Here is a 20,248-nt window from a genome sequence, read left to right as displayed (position 1 = left end):
AAAAAACACCAAAAACGACCCTCATTCTGAGCAATAGCTGCACTGGAATCCGATAATATGCTCCAAAGGCGATAAATTGCTAAATAGGGTCATCTGGGTCCGTAAGTATCGGGGGATGGGCGAATAGGGTCATCTGGGACCGGAAGATCAGGGGATGCGTCAGAATAGTATCTAGGGCAACTTTGGGATTACTGGGGGTTCGGCGCTTTCGGACACAGATGACCTTATACGTAGCTTTATCGCATATTTGACTTGCTATCGGACCCCATAGCCGCTATAGGCATGAAAAACACCAAAAACGAGCCTCATTCTGAGCAATAGCTGCACTGGAGTCCGATAATATGCTCCAATGGCGATAAATTTGCAAATAGGGTCATCTGGGTCCGTAAGATCGAGGGATGGGCGAATAGCATCATCTGGGTCCGTAAGTATCGGGGATGCGTCAGAATAGTATGTAGGGCAACTGGGGGATCGGCGCTTTCGGACACAGATGACCTTATAAGTAGCTTTAGCGTATATTTGGCTTGCTATCGGACCCCATAGCCGCTATAGGCATGAAAAACACCAAAAACGATCCTCATTCTGAGCAATAGCTGCACTGGAGTCCGATAATACGCTCCAAAGGTGATAAATTGCTAAATAGCGTCATCAGGGTCCGCAAGTATCGGGGGATGGGCAAATAGCGTCATCTGGGTCCGCAAGTATCGTGGAATAGACGAATAGCGTCATCTGGGTCCGTAAGATCGAGGGATGGACGAATAGGGTCATCTGGGTCCGTAAGATCAGGGGATGCGTCAGAATAGTATGTAGGGCAACTTTGGGATTACTGTAGCGCTTGGCGCTACGGTATAGATTAAAAAATAAGCCAGTGAAATTAAACTAACTTTCTTTTTTCAGTTACATAATAACTCCTATTATAAACCTAATTTCACAATTTGGATCGGTACCGATAAACTTGTACTCCCCACCCATGTCAGCTTATTTTCGTAAGCTATGACTGCTGTTTTGTTTATCCCCCGCTTAGATTTACATCCTAAAAAAACCTCCAATCCCAAACTCTGGAATGTGGAGGTTATTTATAGTTAAAAAGCTTTCAATGCTACACCTTATTGAACCTTCTCTCTATCCTTGCCTTTATCAGACTCACCAGCATTTTTGTTCGCTGCTTCCCGGTCCTGCATCATCTCATCCACCGACTTCACCTTCAGGCGAGCAGCGCCTTCGTTGTTAGCATTCGTTGGGATAAGCTCTCCTGAAGCCAAACGTTCCTTGGCCCTAGCAATAGCTTCGCTGTATTGAGGCAACCACTGTTCCCCTGCGACGAGCATCTCATCGACCATCTGCCAGATTTCTTTTGGATTACATACAGCACCAACGAGTGGATCCATCATAAATGCCTGACGTAACAGCTTATCATCGCCGTGTACAGCTGCTTCAACCGCCAGACGTTGCACTGAAATGCTCACGTTACATACGGCGGCAGGCCCAAGCGGCAATTCACCTACCAATGGCATGGAGATCCCGTTCCGGTCTACATATCCCGGTGCTTCGATAATGGCGTCCTCTGGTAAATTAGAGATTACGCCATTGTTCACTGTATTAAAGTGCCCCCGGTACACTCGTCCCGTTTCCAATCCTTCTATAATATAAGAGCCGTGCTCTTCCCCGCGATTCTCCTTCGTATACTCCAATGCCGGGTCTTTCATCCAGTTTGGAAAATCGGTCTCGAACCAATTCCGACCTTCCGTGCAGACACGCAGATAACCGCCTGTTTCTCCGTTAATCCAGCTCCCCAGATCGATCCAATCCATAATTTCATCACTGCGTTTACGGTACCATGGCACGTACTCACTTAAGTGTCCATTGGATTCTGTACTATAGTAGCCAAAGCGACGAAGCATATCGATGCGCACTTTTTCCGTACGGCTGAATTCCGGATGTTTCTCAAAAGCCTCTAAAAGACCTTCGGTCAGATCCTTCCCCTCATGACTTGCTGAAATATACCAGGTCTGGTGATTGATGCCCGCACAGATAATATCAACTTCGGATTTCTTAAGACCATACACATCCGCAATTTGTTGGTGCCCATGCTGTACACCATGACATAGACCGATGGTCCGAACACCACCATATTTATTGCAGGCCCAGGTCAGCATAGCCATCGGATTCGAATAGTTAAGCAAAAGTACATCCGGTGCTGCCATCTCCCTAATATCACGGCAAATATTCAGCATCTCCGCAATTCCGCGTTGCCCGTACATGATGCCACCCGCACACAGAGTATCTCCCACACACTGATCCACTCCGTATTTTAAGGGAATGTCCACATCCGTAGCAAAGGCTTCAAGCCCACCCATCCGAATAGTACAAAATACGTACTTGGCATCCTTCAGTGCTTCTCTGCGATCCGTTGTCGCCTGAATTTGTATATTTAAACCATTCTCCTTAATATCACGCTGGCATAGCTCCGTGACCATCTCCAGATTGTGGCTGTTAATATCCATAAATGAGACTTCGATATTTTTAAATTCCGGTACAGTTAGTAAGTCCCGCAACAATCCACGGGTAAATCCAATGCTGCCTGCCCCTATAAAAGACACTTTAAATGACATGGTTATCATCCTCCGGTAATGAATTGGTTGTTCCTGTCCATTGTAGCAAGGGACCTTAGGAAAGCGTAACCAATATCATGACCTCTTTTGAAAGAAGGTGTCAAAAATCCTAACCTATCTACTGAAAATCATGCTCTTCATAACTCCAGGCGTGACGCTCAATGGAATTGCGGAATTCTACAGGCGTGCAATCGGCGTATTTTTTAAAAAGAAGGTGAAAATATTGCCTGCTGCTAATTCCTACGTAATCTGCAATTTCAGCAATCGGGATGTCGCTCTGCCCAAGCAGCATCTTCGCTTTCTCCATTCGCAGCATATTCAAGTAATCGCTGAGCGTCCGACCCGTATGGCTCTTAAAAATTCGATGCAAATATCCGGGATGCAGATTAACTGCGGCAGCGATGTCCTTAACCTGAATGTTCTGGTCATAGTTCTGATGCAGGAATTCAATGCTCCGGCGCACATAAAGCTGCGAGGGCTGTTGGCTGGTATGAAGCTGCTCTTGCCGAAGTCTGGATAACCGCAACAGAAGCTCACAAAATAATAAATCAACCATACTTCCACCCTTTCCGCCGCTCTGATCAAGCTCTAACACAAGTCCCTTTAGAACATGATAGATTTCCTCCGGATCAGGCATTACTAAACTGGAAAAAGGAAGCTGCAGCATTTCTGCGAGCGCCGTTTCTTCACGGGCTAGCTTGCCGACAGAGGGTGCAACTCCTCTATATTCCATGAAGCCAAATTCCACATTTAGCATCCGACAAGGTGCCCCCTCTTCAACAATCAGCCTATGCGGAACATTCGCGTCTAGGATGATCAATTCTCCCCGCTTCAGCCGAACTCTCTCTTCTCCTCCTGAGCTTGGACGGACATCCACGATACAACTTCCTGAGATCAAATACATGATTTCCGTTGAATTATGCTGATGGTAAGACATATTGTAGTTATTCCACTGTTTATAATAGTAAGCAAAAAAATGAGGACTATAATCTCCCTCGATTAAAACCTGCTGAAAAAGACTCCCGCTGGGGCTCAGATTTAAGTTCGTCAATGGATCACTACTTTCTTCATTTATTACTTAATATAAGTGTATCTCTTTAGCCACTTCGAAGACAAGATAACGTCCGATAGCAATCAAATCAACAAAAACGAGCAACTCTCCATTATATTGGAAAATTGCCCGTCTCTATTAGAATAATATTGTCATACTTGAAAAGAAACCAAAGAGTGCTTAAGATCGGCTGCCAAGCCCTCCAGCTTTTCCGATAGGGCAACCAATTCCTCACTAACCGTGAATTGCTGAGATGACATAGAAGCCACCTCCTCCGTCGAAGCAGTGGTTTGCTGGACGATGGAGCTTACGCTGGCCATGGATTCACCGAGTTGACGCTGGAACTCAATCAGTTCGAGGACAGAAGCAGAAGATTCACTAATATGTCTCATGAAATGTTCCATTTCCTCTTTGACACTCGCGAATATCGTTGACGACTCTCTTACAGAAGAGATTTGTTCACGGAACTTAGGAGCGGCTTCATTGATATCCTTAACGGTGTTCTCGATATGTAGACCAATCTCTTCCGTGATCTTGGAGACCGATTGAATCGATTCATTCGACTGGTTAGCGAGCTGCCTGATTTCATCAGCAATCACTATGAACCCTCTACCTGCCGCACCTGCTCTAACTGCTTCTATGGTAGCATTTAGTGCCAAAATATTGGTCTGCTTATTCACAGCAATCATAGGGCTGAGTATACTGCGAATTAAATGAGTGCTTTCTCTGAGCTTAGTAGAATTATCTTGAATTCGATTGATCATCTCTACCGTAGACTCACTCTGCTCTACCAGCAGTTTCATCAGCTCTGTACCTTGATTGCTAACCTCAATGACCCGTTCTGCTGAATGGTCCATCACTGTATTTATTTCCGTCACTTCACTCATTTTGTTGCCGATAATCTCAACATTGTGATAACTGCGTTCGGCTTCAACAGCGAGGCTGGCTGACCCCGCTGCAATCTCACCGGTAGCGGTCGCAACCTCTCTGGCATGGAGGGAGATTGTACTTGATGCTTGTACTAATTGTTCCGAAGTAAGGAGGACCTCATCTGCCGAATTCCCGCTCTGCCTTGCAAGTAAGGAGATCTGCTCCATCATTTTGTTGAAGCTTTGACCCAAGCGGCCAATCTCATCTTTGCCCTTGAAATTGGTTCGTACCTGCAGGTTCCCACGCTCTCCTTCCTCCATCAAGATTGCCAGCTTACCCAGCGGGCGCCCTACCAATCGAACAAGAATATAACCAATTAGTAGTGCTATTAAGGCTGCCGCCAGCACCACAGAAAATGTGATATATAAAAGCTTGTCCGCAGACTTAGTAAAATCACTGACAGGAGCATACCCCATAAGCATCCACTTGGCAGTCGCCAGGGGCTGGTATACAACAAGCTGAGAACTTCCGTTCTCATCCTCCGCTGTAAATGAATGATTTTGCTCTTTCCCTTGTTCTTCTGAAACTTTTATGTAAGAGGGTTGACCCAGCTTGGCATGATCTGCACCATACACAATGCTGCCATCCGCACTCAAGATACGAATTTCACCGGTCATCCCAATCTGAAGGTTAGACAGCATTTCAGTCATGGCCTTCCCTTTCACTTCGATTAGCATGTAATACTCCGCTTCGGGATTTAAAAGATTACGTAGCAATCTCCCCATAGTTAAGGAGGGCTCAGTATAAGCATCAAAAAAGCCTTTCTCACGAACGGGAAACCAGACTGGCTCTCCTTTAGCTGCGGCAATTTGCTCTAATCTTGCGGAAATGCCTTCATCACTACGAATCCCACTTATACCAGCAGACTTATAAGATTCTGAGTCTACCAAGCTCTTGGATACCAGCCTGACGCCATACATCCGCTCATCAGACCCTTTTACCAAGTCCAGCTTTCTGCGAATCCGATCTTCAGCCCCCGCTTTGGCCACAGTTGTAAGCTCGCCACTATTTATTTTTTCTAAATCACCCTTTAACACAGAGTCGAGTGCAAACTGCCTTGATAGTGCCTCATACTCTGACAGCACAAAATCCAGCTTGTCCGCTGCCTGAACTACAGATTGTGTGGAGGCTGCAGCAACCTCATTCGTAATGATATTTTTAGCGGCAAAATAGGAAGTCAATCCTAGCACGGAGGATAAGAGAACTATAGAACTAAATAAAATAACGAACAGTTTAACTCCAACAGATTTAAAATATAGAGTCCAGGACTTTTTCATTAAGTTCACTCCCCATGACGAAATAAGGGTACAGCCCTCCATTTCTGTATAAAGGCTGTACCCTGATCATTTATTAGCATGAAGCGAGCGAATGGGTTTACCCCTTACTAGCTCCTGCTGTCAAGCCATCTACTAGCAGACGTTGCAAGAATACAAACAAAATCATAATTGGAATGGAGATCAAAACCGCACCCGCAGAGAACAAGGTAAAGTTAGTGTTTTGATTGGTGTTAACCATATCCCACATCCCCACTGCGACTGTCCAGTTCTCCTTAGTCCGCAGAATGAGTCTCGCAAAAATGAAGTCCACCCATGGTCCAACAAATTGAGTCAGCGCCATATATGTGATCATAGGACGTGACAAAGGTAAGATGATTCGCATAAATATTCCGAAATTGCTCGCCCCGTCAATACGAGCGGCCTCATCCAAGGAACGAGGAATCGTATCGAGGAACCCTTTGGCGATAAAGGTTCCCCCCAGCGGCGCCCCGGCCGCATAAACGATAATTAACGCAATATGTGTATCCAGCAAATTAAACTCTTTAAGCAGCATATAAATAGCGATCATACTCATAAAACCAGGGAACATACCAAGAATCAATACGGTGGATAACGCTGTTTTACGCGCTTTAAACCGGAATCTGGATACGGCATAACTGGTTAACAAAGTAAGAACTACCCCGATAAGCATCGAGAACACAGCTATTTTCAAGGTATTGGCATACCAAGTCCCAAACATATAGCTGGGTGATGTGAACAATTCTCTGTAATGTGATAAAGTGAATTGCTCGGGAATAAACGTTTTGCTGTACAATGATTTACCAGGTCGGAAAGAAGCTAAAAGAATCCAAAGGGCAGGATAGAGTGCAGCTATCGACAAAGCAATCAAGATAATATAACTACCTGCTAAGCGAATAATGTTCGCGACTTTTCTGCTCATTGGATCATATCCTCCTCTTTAAATGACTTTGTCCGGCGGTAATTGTACAGGGAGAATGAAGCGACAATGATAAAGATAATAATCCCTATTGCCGAAGCCATGTTGTTTTTATTCTGATCTAGCGTTAATTTGTATAACCAGGTTACTAGCAAGTCCGTAGAACCGGCATATTGATAGTCACCATTTACCGGACTACCACCAGTTAATAGGAAGATCGCGTTAAAGTTGTTGATGTTACCTGCAAACTGCGTGATCAAGGTTGGTGCTGTAGAGAACAATACCATCGGCAACGTTACGATACGGAACTTCTGATAACCCGAGGCTCCATCCACCTCAGCAGCTTCATACATATCCCGTGGGATAGTAGTCAGAACGCCCATGATAAGCAGCATAGAAACAGGAATACCTACCCACATATTAACGATAATTACGGTAACCTTAGCCCAGAATGGGTCAGTCAGCCACGGTAATCCATCCAATCCAAAATACCCCATGTATTGATTGATAGGCCCGAATTGACCGTTAAATAAGTTGCGCATGAGCAGAAGCGAGATTAACTGTGGCACCGCGTAAGGCACAATCAGAATTACCCTCCACATTCCTTTGAAGCGAATGCCCTTCTGACTCACCAGCAAAGCGACCAACAGTCCTCCGAAGTATGTAGTAATGGTTGAAAGAACTGCCCATATAATTGTCCATGTTAATACACCATAAAAAGTGTGGCTCCATGTTTTAAGGACCAATAAATTACGAAAGGTCTGAAATCCAACCCAGTCCACCAATTTGGCGGGTGGAAGATGATCAGGTGCGGAATAGTTCGTAAAGGCCAACAGGATCATGAAGATTATTGGCATAATCGTAAAGAATAGAACACCAATGCCCGGCAAGACTAGAAACGCTTGAGCAAACTTGTAATCCAGGATATAACGAACACTTTGTTTAAAAGTGTTTGCCTGAAGACCGTTATCACGTTTTTCTCCAATCTTGTAAGCATCTCTGATATTCAAATACCAGGCGATAATCAATAGAATAAGAATAAGGATGGTGATCAAGCTTTGGATCATGATATAAATCGAGTGATCACCGGTAACCATCTTGGCGATCCCCTTCACTTTAACCAGACGACTCGGATTCTCTCCTAGTGTTACGATGCCCCATAAAGAGTTGGCAAGGTTCTCAATAAAATAAAAAACGGCTACAGCTTCTACGGCTAAATATAATATTCCTTTAACGAATTGGCGGTTATATATTTGTCCCAATCCCATAAAAATCGTCGACAGTATTGCGGCCCTCGTGCGATGTCGTTGCATTTCGCTTCCGTTCTCCTCTCCGAGTGAAAATAAGAAGCTGCCAGCCGCTAAACATGCGGCGGGCAGCTTGATTCACTGTATGCTGTTAAGACAGTGAATTATGATCCTTATTGGGATGCACTGTTATTCAAATCTTTGATTTGTTGTACAGCTTTGTCCATTGCTGCTTTTGGATCCCCATTTTTATCCCAAATTTCTGGAAGGGCAGCATTCACTGGGCTCCATACGTTACCCATTTCAGGAATAGAAGGCATCGGTTGGGAGTTCTTAGCTTGTTCTGCAAAAACAGAGACATATGGATCGCTAGAGATCTGTGGATCAAGAAGCGCCTCGTTGTTTGTAGGAACCGAACCAATCGTTTTGTTCAGTAACAGCTGAGCGTCTTTGCTTGAAGCAAAATTCGCATACAATTTAGCAGCATTCGGATATTGAGTAAACGAGTTAACTGCGAAAATTTTAATACCAGAGAATGTAATTGCTGTTTTGCCATTCACTGTAGGGATTGGAGCAATACCAAGGTTGTCACCAAGAGCTTCTTTGTATCCTCCAAGCTCCCATGGACCTGTGATATCCATAGCTACATCACCAGAGTTGAACAAGCTGCGTTTGATATCACTGTTGATATCACCACTCTTAATTGGCAATGCTTCCTTCAGTTTCACAAATTCTTTAAGTCCTGCAATTGCGCCATCGTTAGCAAGACCGATATCATCTTTATCCGTACCATCCTTACCGAAGAGGTATCCGCCATCGGAAGCGATAAACATGTAGTTGAAGTACAAGTTTCCTACTTCCCACATAATCCCATATCTATTTTTCGATTTATCCGTGAATGTTTTGCTGAATGCAAGAACATCATCAAATGATTTAGGTGCTTCTTTAACAAGCGATTTATTGTAGAACAATGCATAAGTTTCTGCTGCTCTTGGGTAACCATACAATTCGCCTTCGTACGAAGATCCGATAATCGAAGCTTCAGTATTGTTAGCTTTTGTTTCTTCACCGAAGACATCGTTAGGAAGAACCAAGCTCGCGCTTGCCGCTTTACCTAAGTTATCGTGAGGGATAAGAATAACGTCTGCCGCTAATCCTGAAGGACCATCTTGAGTAAGTTTAGTTACTTGATCTGGTGGTGCCAATTCTTCAACCTTGACTGGAACGTTATATTTTGCTGTGAACTGTTTAGCAATCTCATCTGCAAAAGGTCTTTCTTCTTTACTTTCCCATACCACTAGAGTTGCGCCATCTTCAGGTACAATTTCATCTGTTGCTGCTGCATCTGTGCTCTCTGGCGCTGCAGTCTCTGTAGTAGCATTATTAGTTGCTTTTGCTGCGTTGTTGCCCCCGTTATTCGTACTGTTGTTGTTCGAACCGCATGCTGTAACGGACAGAGCCATTGAGAAAGCTGCGGTGATAACCATCATTTTTTTCAATTTCATTACTTTAACCCCTCCCAATTTTTAAAAACGTAAGATGGAAAATAGTAGTGCTGCAATCTGCGCAAACGATTTCAGAAAGGCTAAAAAAAAAGTTCTTCTTTTAGCTTGCTCCTTCTGTATCTGCATTTCACAGGTAAGAAAGCGCTTCATTCATGAGTACATCATACAACAGTAACGATTGTTTTTAAAAACGTTTGCATATACTGTATTGGGTCATTTTCCATTATTTGATATACATTATAGGCATATATCTCCATTTTTCACATGATATCTTTTAATTAGTCGATAATTCATGTGTTTATTATTGGAATATCTATTTTATTTGCCCCTAATATGCCACATTTTCTCTATTTCAAGAGATTTCTCATAAATTGCCCTTCACAATGCTCGTTTACTTTAGTGAAATTTAGTGCAATGGTTTGAACAAGAGTATTGAAAGCCCTTTTATTCCATGCTATAATCCAAAACGTTAAGAGGCTGTCCAGCATGAAGCACAACATCCCTTGTCTGCCTCCTGTTCTATATAATTAAAAGGCAATGTTACTTATCAAAGGTACAACCTCGGGCAAGCTACTTCGCGGTGGTTGTGCCTCTTTGTTATGTGCTACTCTGCTACTGATTTAGTGCATGTTGCATAAAAAACTGTGCAACCAATAACAATAGCGACATTCTACATTCCACGCGCTCTGTGGAGTATCGTCCGGGAATAGTTTATGCTTTCGAGAAAGTAGCGCTAACAAAACTTAGCCTATGCTTTCGATGTGGTTTTGCCGAAGTGTTCGAGGAAGTAACGCTAACAAAACTTAGCCTATGCTTTCGATGTGGTTTTGCCGAAGTATCCGAGGAAGTAACGCTAACAAAACTTTAGGAGGATTTATCATGTTACTGGAAGCAGTGTATCATCGTCCGCGGTTAAATTGGTCTTATGCCTATAATGAAAGTACGATTCACCTGCGTCTACGCGCTAAAAAAGGGGATTTAACCGAAGTGTTCGCCTTTGCTGGAGATAAATATGCTTGGGATACCACAAAAGAGCTAATTCCCATGACCCTCTTCACCTCCGATGCTATGTTTGACTATTGGGAATGTGCTTCAGTACCTCTCTACCGCCGCTTGAAATACGGCTTCTTACTTCAAAAAGATAACGAACGAATTTGGATGACCGAAAGTGACTTTCAAACGGTGCGGCCGGAAAACCCAAACAAGCTGTTCGAATTCCCCTTCATTAACCGCGTTGATGTATTTGCTCCGCCTGCCTGGGTAAAGGACGCTGTTTTTTATCAGATCTTCCCAGAACGCTTTGCAAATGGCGACCCAAGCCTTGATCCGGAAAATGTTCAGCCATGGGGCTCCGAACCAACACCAACCAATTTTTTTGGCGGCGACCTGCAAGGGGTTATTGATCATTTAGATCATCTTAACGAGCTTGGGATCACTGCTATTTATTTCACACCTATCTTTGATGCAACTACTAATCACAAATACGATACAGAAGACTATATGAAAGTCGATCCGCATTTTGGAGATATTGAGACTTTAAAAAAGCTCGTCGATAGCTGCCATAAACGTGGGATTCGTGTCCTGCTAGATGCCGTATTCAATCATTCTGGCAAAACCTTTGCTCCTTTTGTAGATGTTCAAGAAAAAGGAGAGGCTTCCGCCTTTAAAGATTGGTTCCATATTCGTAAGTTTCCGCTTCAGATTGAAAACGGTGTCCCTACTTATGACACCTTTGCTTTTGAACCGCTAATGCCAAAGCTAAACACAGAACACCCTGAAGTTAAACAATACTTACTGAAAGTCGCAGAATACTGGATCAAAGAAGTCGGGATCGATGGCTGGCGTCTGGACGTTGCCAATGAAGTGGATCACGATTTCTGGCGGGAATTCCGCAAGGTGGTTAAACGTGCTAATCCTGAGGCCTACATATTGGGGGAAATCTGGCATGAATCTGCACCTTGGCTAGAAGGCGATAAATTTGATGCCGTTATGAACTATCCTTTCACTGACGCCGTCCTTGACTTCTTTGTGAATGGCACTCTTGATGCTGAAGGATTCGCCAATTCCATTGGTAAACAGTTATCACGCTACCCGCTGCAGGCTAGTGAAGTTGCTTTTAATCTGCTGGACAGCCACGATACTCCACGACTGCTTACGCTGGCTGCTGGAGACAAAAACAAGATGCGATTAGCGGCACTGTTCCAATTCACCTTTATGGGCACTCCCTGCATCTATTACGGTGACGAGATCGGCATGGACGGTGAAGGTGACCCTGGTTGCCGCAAATGCATGGAGTGGAACCCTGAAAAGCAGGATCGAGAGCTCTTCGAGTTCTATCGTCAGCTTATTAAAATACGCAATGACCACCCTGCTCTCCGCACAGGTACATTTACCTTCCTTGAGGCAGGACAACAAGGCAGCAAGCTAGCCTATGAGCGCCGGCTGGATCTACAGACGATTGTGGTACTAATCAACAGTGAAGAGACCGCTCAGACCTTCCGTATTGACGTAGACGAGCGGGATTGGGAGAACTTGTTTACAGGCGAAACAATGCGCACAGAACGAAGCAAGCTGATCGTGAAAATGCCAGCCTATGGATTCGCTATCCTAAAGGCAATCATCTAAAAGATTTCTTTTCTTCCCACTGCCCAGCCATACAGCATAACAAAACAGGGTATCTCGCAAGCGATAATCGCTTCGGGATACCCTGTTTTCTTTTGGAGCATACTAAAATGCTAACCGCTGCTCAAACTAAGGGGTGCCAGAATTCAGCACACCTTAGTTTAGCCTACTTGCTCAGCAGCGTATAAATAACCTGTGCGCTTTCTGCGCGGGTCATCCATGCTTTTGGAGCGAATCGATTGTTCTCTCGGCCTTGCAGGAGTCCTAAGTCTGCTGCAGTCTTCACATAGGCTTCCGCCCACTTGCTAATACTTGAAGCGTCAGTAAATGCCGTAGAGGCTGGTACAGGTTCAAGCTTCTTACCAGACTTCACTTCAAGTGCGCGGATCGCCATAACAGCCATTTCCTCACGGGTAATTGATGCATTCGGCGCAAAACTATTATTACTCCGTCCACTAACAATACCCAGCTTAGTAGCTGTGGCTACATATGAGGCATACCATGCATCTGACCTGATGTCAGTAAACAGGACCTGCCCTTCCGCTTTTAAGCCAAGTGCACGTACTAGTAGTGCTGTAAATTCCGCACGGCTAACATTACTTTTTGGATCAAACTCAGAGGTAGTGACCCCTGACACAATTTGTTTGGCGGCAAGTGATTGAATCGCCTTAAATGCCCAATAGGTTGCAGGAACATCTTTGAACGACTTATCGATTTCAAGCACAGCATACTTACTGAAATGTGTGACTTGTGCCGTGATCACCTCTCCATTCAGCTGTCCTCCCACGTACTCTAACCCGCCATTATCACTTAAATAATAGATTCCGATTAAGTCCTTGTTGAATTGCCCTTTAATCTTGAATGAGATCGTAATCGGCTCATCGAACTGCTTAATTACAATCCGAGTACCGTCTTTCATCAGCACGCTAAGTCTGAATTCAAATACATCGGAAAGAGAGCTAATATGAGCACTATCTTTGTTTATACCGTCTACTATGGCTTTCGCAGCAGACTGCGCCAGTGGGTTCAGTTCAAGCAAGATTTGAGCACCTACCCCATCAATACCTGAAGCTAAACTTGGCATTGTACTTAAAAGCTGGCTAGGGATAGTAACTAACAGATCTCCCATTTTAAACACAAGATCATTAGTTCCTAGTATTTGTGCAGCTTGTAAAGGTAAGCGTACCGCTGTCTTACCGGCAGCAACATCAATTTGCACCTTGCCGTCTTTACCATTCTTCAAGCTATCCTCATTCACAACCTGAGTATCCGCTGGCGGCGTAGGGCTAGGGTTAACAACAACTCCAGAGGTTGGTGCCGCTGTGGCTTCTGGCGTTGGTGTCACCTCAGGCGACGGTGTCACTTCTGGTGTCGGCGTTGGCGTCGATGTTGGTGTCGGCGTCGGCGTCGATGTTGGTGTTGGCGTCGGCGTTGGTGTCGGCGTCGGCGTCGGCGTTGGCGTCGGCGTTGGTGTCGGCGTCGGCGTTGGTGTCGGCGTCGGCGTTGGCGTCGGCGTTGGTGTCGGCGTCGGCGTTGGTGTCGGCGTCGGCGTTGGTGTCGGTATAACATCCGATACCTCCGCCAAAATAACCGTGCCTCCATCATCTCTGCCTGGCAGATCAATATTTACCTTTTGATCTTCGGAAACCATGTATGTTTTACCGCTGTATTCATCGGTTACCGATGAATTGGCAGCAAACGGTACTGGAATCGTTACAGAATTCCCACTAGTTTTAGTATTGATTACCGTCACTACGTTCTCATCTTCATAAGATTTGTTGAAAGCTAAATAACCTGAATCATCTGAACCTGCGAGCTTCGTGCGCGCACCTTTGGAATACACTTTGGAGTACTTCGCACGGATATTCAACAGCTTTTGATAATGGTCATGTAGTGGCTTCTCTGCCGTCAATTGATCCCAAGGCATATCCTTACGGTTCTCACTGAATTGACCTTCAGACATATTTCCAGCATTGCTTCCGGAATTCCCCAGTTCTTCTCCGTAGTATATTACCGGCTGTCCTTTGGCGGTAATTTGCAGAGCTGCAGCAATCTTCAGCTTGCCTTTATCGCCTCCCACATAATCAGACAAGAAACCATTCTCATCGTGACTGCTCAGGAATTGAGCCATCATCTTCGTATTATCGATCTTTAATTCACGTTCCTGCAGATAAGCATCCACACTGTTTACCTTACCATTTGCAAAATCTCTGGCTGCATCTTTAAATCCAAAATCAAGCAGACCATCCATCTGGCTAGTTTCGAGCATTCCACCATTGTTATCAATGGTTCCACCGAAGTATTCGCCGGTCATTTTGAAGTTTGGATCAATCGCTGTCAGTGCATTTTTAAAGGCTTTCCAAGTCGTATCGTCCACGTGCTTGACTGTATCCACACGGAAATAATCAATCGTGTCTCCACGTTCCGTACGTGCGTTGTCTAACCAGCCTGTTTGCCAAGCGATAATTTTTTCACGAACGGCTGGATCTTCCGTCTTGAAATCTGGCAGGAAAGCAAGCTCACCCTTAATTGGATCTGTATCTGCGGATACACCATCCGTGCGCAGCATCCCTTCGAAACGTGCTTTATCCTCAGCTGTAATTGTCGGATAGGTATCCTCAGCTTTCAGACCGTAACCCGTATGATTGAGTACAACGTCAACCATGATCTTGATCCCTTTGTCATGCGCCTTTTCGATCAGCTCCTTGAAGGTTGCCATATCGCCAAGATGCTCGTCGAGCTTGGTAAAATCTTTTGCCCAATACCCATGGTATCCATATTGTTCGCTGCCAAAGTCAACGCCTTTGTTAAAATCAATATTATCTACGATTGGCGTGATCCATAACGTGTTAATTCCTAGCTCTTGCAAATAATCGAGATTGTCGATCATCCCCCGGAAATCTCCACCATGATAAGCTTCCAGATGATCTTTATTTACATTCTCATTATTCGTTGGGTCACCGTCTTTAAACCGGTCTGTAAGCGCGAAATAAATCCGGGCCTCATCCCAATCAAAATCCAGCTTATCCCCTGTATAGGTTCTTGCTTTCACCTCAAGTGTAGCCTTTTCCTTATGTGCATTGCCGTATTGGTCTACGAGCGTAATCGGAATATCCTTGATGCCCGCTGACACCGTGTCTTTCACAGCAACCGTTTGTCTCAAGAGTTCCGTATCCAGCTTAACTTTGCTAGGTCCTCCAAGATTGGTTAAATCCATATATGCTTCAGAGTAAGTTACTTTTTCCGAAGAGGAAGCGTTGATGCTTACAACAGCATTCTGATTGGATGTGACTGCCTCTGGACTTACGGATGCCGTAATCGTAACGACAGGTTGATGATAATCAATAACAGATTCATCATTCACCGTATTCTTTGGATCTGTAATTTCGGTAGTGACGCCGTCTTTAGTAATCAAGAAAGTATATTTATACATACCTTCTTTTAAATCAGCCAGTGTATAAGTGAACCACTCGTTAGCCGGATCATAGATCATTGGATACGAAGTGCCGTTCACTTTTACTTTAGCAGCTGTTATTGCGTCCATATTTCCAGTACGGAACAAAGCGTCGTCGCGGTATCTGAAAGTAATCGTTCCATCTTTTAAAATGGGGCCGCTAATACTTGGTTTGATATCAAGCTCTTTAACCATACTGGTTACATACACTTTAGTGAACGGTTCACCAGGGGTCAACGGTATGACACGATCGTCCGGGTAGTCTTGTTTTCCCGTGTTCCAATCCGTACCTTTGCGCAGGACAAATCCAACGCTTGTTGCATTCTCCGCAACCTCAATCAGAACGCTCGCTGTGCCATTCTTAAAGGTTGTGAAATCAATCTGGTCATTTTTAGCTCCAGTGTTCCAAACCCAGATATTCCAATCCTTATAGTCCTTATCGCTACGGGTATAAGTGAATTGAACATATCGTTTGTCAGTAACTTTAACGGTGACGGTTGTGGAAACACCCTCATAAGAGATAGTAAGGGTTGCCGTTCCTAGCCCAACCGCTTTGACTAGACCTTTATCAGTTACTGTAGCCACTTCAGGTTTATTGGAAAGGTAAGTAGCCTTCTTAGTAACATTACTTCTGCTATTGTCATCATATTTCGCAAAAACAGCGGTTTGATGCGTATTTCCTGCTGCCAGCGTGTAGCTTGCACTATCTGTTTCCAAAGAGGTCAGCTTAACTGGTGCAGCTTCCTTTTGAATAATCACAGCCGTCAAAGGCTCTAATGTAATTGAATTTGCTGTCAAAATAAAACCTGTCTGCTGCGCAGCCGGTATCGCTGTAACACCAGCTTCATCGTTGTCCACAAGCACTTGACCACCCGTCAAATCCTCAGATAAGGTCAGTTTTCTAGTTGTGCTGTCACCATTCATGAAGACATAATAGATGCCAGTACCATCTGTTGCTTTGTTGGAATAACCGATGACAAGATCGTTATCCTTCATTTCTGGAGCAGGGATCAGGTTAATGTTAGAGTCAACCAAATCCTTATCGCCCAATCGGAAGGCATCCGTTGATTTTCTTAGCTCCATCAGACCCGACGTATATTTTCTTGTCGTGTTCTGTACTGGGAACTTAGATTCATCCGTTGCTTTGGTCCAATCAAACATGTTAACTGCATCCGATGAATCGTAAGAATCATGAATGAAATAGCCAAACGATTGGTTGTTATTGTCGAACATCTCTGTGAATTTATCCTCAGGATCCGTTGTGCCCTTCCACTGCTTAGTCCGCCCATATTCCTGACCGGCATGGATGAAGGCTGTACCTTGAGAAGTTAATACGAGCATATTTCCTAATCTGATCCGCTGCTGAATTTCAAGCTCATTCTCAGCAATATCCGGATCCTTCTTGATCGATTGTGCTATGACATCATGAAGTGTCAGATTATCATGAGCTTCGATGTATGGGACGATATCACCCGGATCATCTGCTGGTGTATTCGAAGGTTGAGCTTTAATATTGTCCAGGATTGTAGCGATCGGACGTGCTCCACCGGTAATAAATCTAGGCTGACCTTCGGAACCATAACCAGACTTCAATTCATTACGGAATTCATCGGAGAAAACACCGACACTATCCGTTTTGTCCATCCAATCCTGATCTGCACCTTGCCCAGCGAGAGAAGGATCAGCCGCAGCGCCGCCGAATGTTCTCCAGCCTTCACCAATAAAGAGTGCCTTCGGATTCACTGCTGCCGCGGCATCATAAGCATGCTGAACAGCATCAGCTGTCGCATCGCCCATCATATCCCAGCGCATTCCATCAATCTTATACTCTTCAAACCAGTATTTTACCGAATCAACCATCAGCTTCTCAGCCATTTTATGGTTGGTGGCTAAATTGTTGCCGAACCCCCCGATAAAGTTGCCGTTTGCATCTTGGAAGGCATAGTAATTAGGTACGATGTCGTTTAAAAATTCTTTTTTAGCCATGTGAGTATACACTACGTCCAGAACGACACCCATTCCAGCTTCATGCACGGCATCAATCAAACCTTTTAGTTCTTTAATCCGCTCTTCTGGATCGGCAGGATTCTGTGAATAAGCCCCGTCCGGAGAGAAATAGCTATGAGGATCATACCCCCAGTTGTATTCATTGTTTTTTGCGGAATAATCTGGCTCTCTAGTCCCCATCTTCGTCTCATCCCCGTAATACCAAGCCATCACAGGAAGCAACTGAACATGCGTTACACCAAGAGATTTAATATAATCAAGTTTCTTTTCAAAAGCGCTATAAGAACCCCATCTTTCCCCACTCAGACTATCCTCGATCGATACATCCGATGTAAAATCTCTCACGTGGACTTCGTAGATGATGGCGTCCTCACGTTTTTCGTAGCCTTTTATATCAGCATACCCAAAGGTATCAGGGTTCGTCTGGCTTAAATCAACGATAGCCGCTTTGCCCACTGTATCCCCGCCGGCACCAGCAGCACCTGTGGTATCCACAGTGAATACCGCCATTGATTTAGCATAAGGATCAAGGACCTTATGGGTTACACCGTCATTCGTTACTTCGTATTGATAAAAGAAGCCCCTTACATCTGTTGCCGTTGTGCCTGTCAAATCAGCTGGCTTCAGCTGGACTGACCAAACCCCTTGCTCGCCGAGTGTTAAAGCAACACTACCCACTTGCACGTTAGAGTCATTCTTATCGTAAAGATTTACAACGACTCCGCTTGCTTTAGGTGCCCATAATTTCAATGTGGCTGTTTTGTCAGCATTATACGTAGCTCCAAGATCGTCTCCTGTATAATTGTACATTTCATCAAGCATTCTCCAGCCACTTGCGGCGGAGACTGTTTTACCTGAATAGGTAACGCTAAGCGGAACTTTTTCCAAATCAAAAGCTTCTGTATCCACTTCGATTGAAGTTTTGCTTGTAAGGGTTACAGCAGTAATCGGGACTGCAGCACCCTCTTTATCCTTAACTGTAATTGCTGACTTTAAGGCTGCTGGATCCAAACCGTCAGTCAGTGTGAAGCCGAGAAGGATTTTGCTCGTCGACAACACCTCTGCGGATACTAAGCCAATTGGTGTCTCTCCAAACGGAGAAACATAAACATTGTTGTCTCCTTCTTTAACCCATAGCTGATTGTATCGATCCAGCAGGCTAAAGGTTTTATTGTCACCGTCCTTATCACCGTTCGAAGGTTTCATCACAATAAAGCCAATTTTCTTCGCGTTCTCAATAAGCGGAACATCAACATATGCACCATAACGATCTGTTTGATCTGCCACAAAAGGAGTGGCACCAGACGGCCAATTTTCGGATGGGGCTACGACGTCATCCCACAGCCACAGTCCGTATTGATCATGATTTGTATCAGCTCTGGTATAGTGAATTCGCACTGTATTAGGAGCAAGTGCAACTGGTTCATACGGTGTTACATCATTTGACCCTTGCTTGATCCAAATTTCATTCGTCTCAGGCGTGTTAATAGCAAAGAGTTTATCGCCTTCATCCTTAGCCTGAGTGACTCGGTTTACCACAAGGAACGAAATTTTCTTGGCTCCATCCTTCACTGGCACGTCAACATAAGCACCATAAGAATCGATTTGCCCTTCAGGAAATGAAGTTGCCCCTGTTGGCCAATTTGCGGAAGGGGATTGAACATCATCCCATGTCCATAATCCCTGATTTTCATAGTCACCAGCTGTCCGATTGTAGTGAATACGGATGTGTCCAGCCGGAACAGGGGTAACCTCAACAGGTTCAGAAGGAATTTTATATTCAGCTGTCACACTGCCATCCAGTGGATTAAATTTAAAGGTAACCGGCAGATCGGAAGGAAGACTCAGATTATTAGCAGTTTCGGGATACAATTGATCCCCGGCTTCACCGTCTCCTGGAACAGAAACTTGGTAGGTGTAATCTCCCTTAGGAAGGGTAGCCACCGTACTGTAAACATCATCAAAATCAGGATCAGATAATGTGGTAAGTGCTTCTGCCGGCAGGTTTCCTGTCAATCTTGGTAGTTTAGCGGAAGCAATCGGTGTGTAATACGTGGAATCGGCTATTTTATGAGTTAAGTCATTATAATAAAAGGTCACGGCAGTCTCTGTTTCTAGCTTGATATGAATATTCTCCCCATCATTGCTCCCCTGAGGATTGGTGTAACTTGTGAATCCATAGTTCTCATCCCATAAATCATTTAGAGTAACCTTGTAGTTATATTCTCCTGCCGGCAGTGTGCCTGTAAAAGAATATAGGCCATTATCTGAATAGGTCATTTGGGTAACTACCGATGTCTCATCCCAATCCTTACCCGGCGCTTCCGCATCTGTCGATGTAAATTTAGACTGCAGATCCCCAACCAATACAACCTTCGTCGTTGCTGCTGTAACATTAACAGGATGTAGTCCAAGACCAGAGAACACGAGAGCAATGATCATAAAGATCGCAAATGCCCTCTTCCCCCATAAAGTTATTTTCATTTTTGCAAAACCTCCCATAATTATGAATTCCCTTTTTGCAAGCGGATACATGATTTCACAAACCCCACCAATTTATGAGATTATAAATCATGCGAATTCCTTCTGAAGGTGAAGAAGGTCTA

General features: G+C 44.5%; 8 protein-coding genes. 1 reads left to right on the top strand and 7 read right to left on the bottom strand.

The window, feature by feature from the left end:
* Nucleotides 1–1,106 precede the first annotated feature (1,106 nt).
* From MHH50_RS08795 to MHH50_RS08770, 6 genes are all read right to left on the bottom strand, one after another.
* On the bottom strand, nt 1,107–2,612 hold the full coding sequence (locus tag MHH50_RS08795) for an alpha-glucosidase/alpha-galactosidase (RefSeq protein WP_076309167.1): 1,506 nt from the start codon (nt 2,610–2,612) through the stop codon (nt 1,107–1,109).
* Between the two features lie 118 nt (nt 2,613–2,730).
* Nucleotides 2,731–3,648 carry an AraC family transcriptional regulator gene (locus tag MHH50_RS08790; protein ID WP_076279416.1) on the bottom strand — a complete coding sequence of 306 codons (918 nt, stop codon included), beginning with the start codon at nt 3,646–3,648 and terminating at the stop codon, nt 2,731–2,733.
* A gap of 167 nt (nt 3,649–3,815) precedes the next feature.
* Entirely contained in the window at nt 3,816–5,870 is a 2,055-nt protein-coding gene (locus MHH50_RS08785; protein ID WP_340034201.1) for a methyl-accepting chemotaxis protein, read from the bottom strand.
* Between the two features lie 97 nt (nt 5,871–5,967).
* The gene (locus tag MHH50_RS08780; protein WP_036684372.1) at nt 5,968–6,810 is read right to left on the bottom strand and encodes a sugar ABC transporter permease; all 843 of its coding nucleotides are present in this window, start codon (nt 6,808–6,810) and stop codon (nt 5,968–5,970) included.
* The gene (locus MHH50_RS08775; RefSeq protein WP_036684375.1) at nt 6,807–8,120 is read right to left on the bottom strand and encodes a sugar ABC transporter permease; all 1,314 of its coding nucleotides are present in this window, start codon (nt 8,118–8,120) and stop codon (nt 6,807–6,809) included. Before MHH50_RS08775 ends, MHH50_RS08780 begins: the two co-directional genes overlap by 4 nt.
* A 107-nt stretch (nt 8,121–8,227) precedes the next feature.
* The gene (locus tag MHH50_RS08770; RefSeq protein WP_076126469.1) at nt 8,228–9,559 is read right to left on the bottom strand and encodes a maltose ABC transporter substrate-binding protein; all 1,332 of its coding nucleotides are present in this window, start codon (nt 9,557–9,559) and stop codon (nt 8,228–8,230) included.
* An 879-nt stretch (nt 9,560–10,438) separates the two neighbouring features.
* On the opposite strand from MHH50_RS08770, the gene MHH50_RS08765 reads away from it, so the two are divergent.
* Nucleotides 10,439–12,184 (top strand): alpha-glycosidase, encoded by a 1,746-nt coding sequence (locus MHH50_RS08765; RefSeq protein WP_340012170.1) that lies wholly within the window; start codon nt 10,439–10,441, stop codon nt 12,182–12,184.
* Between the two features lie 163 nt (nt 12,185–12,347).
* On the opposite strand, the gene MHH50_RS08760 is transcribed toward MHH50_RS08765, so the two are convergent.
* Nucleotides 12,348–20,126, bottom strand: a complete 7,779-nt coding sequence (locus MHH50_RS08760; protein WP_340034200.1) for a pullulanase — start codon at nt 20,124–20,126, stop codon at nt 12,348–12,350.
* Between the last annotated feature and the right edge of the window lie 122 nt (nt 20,127–20,248).

The sequence above is a fragment of the Paenibacillus sp. FSL H3-0302 genome (assembly GCF_037982245.1).
Taxonomy (GTDB): domain Bacteria; phylum Bacillota; class Bacilli; order Paenibacillales; family Paenibacillaceae; genus Paenibacillus_AQ; species Paenibacillus_AQ odorifer.
Note: the sequence above shows the minus strand (reverse complement) of the source record. Positions and strands in the feature narration are given on the sequence as shown.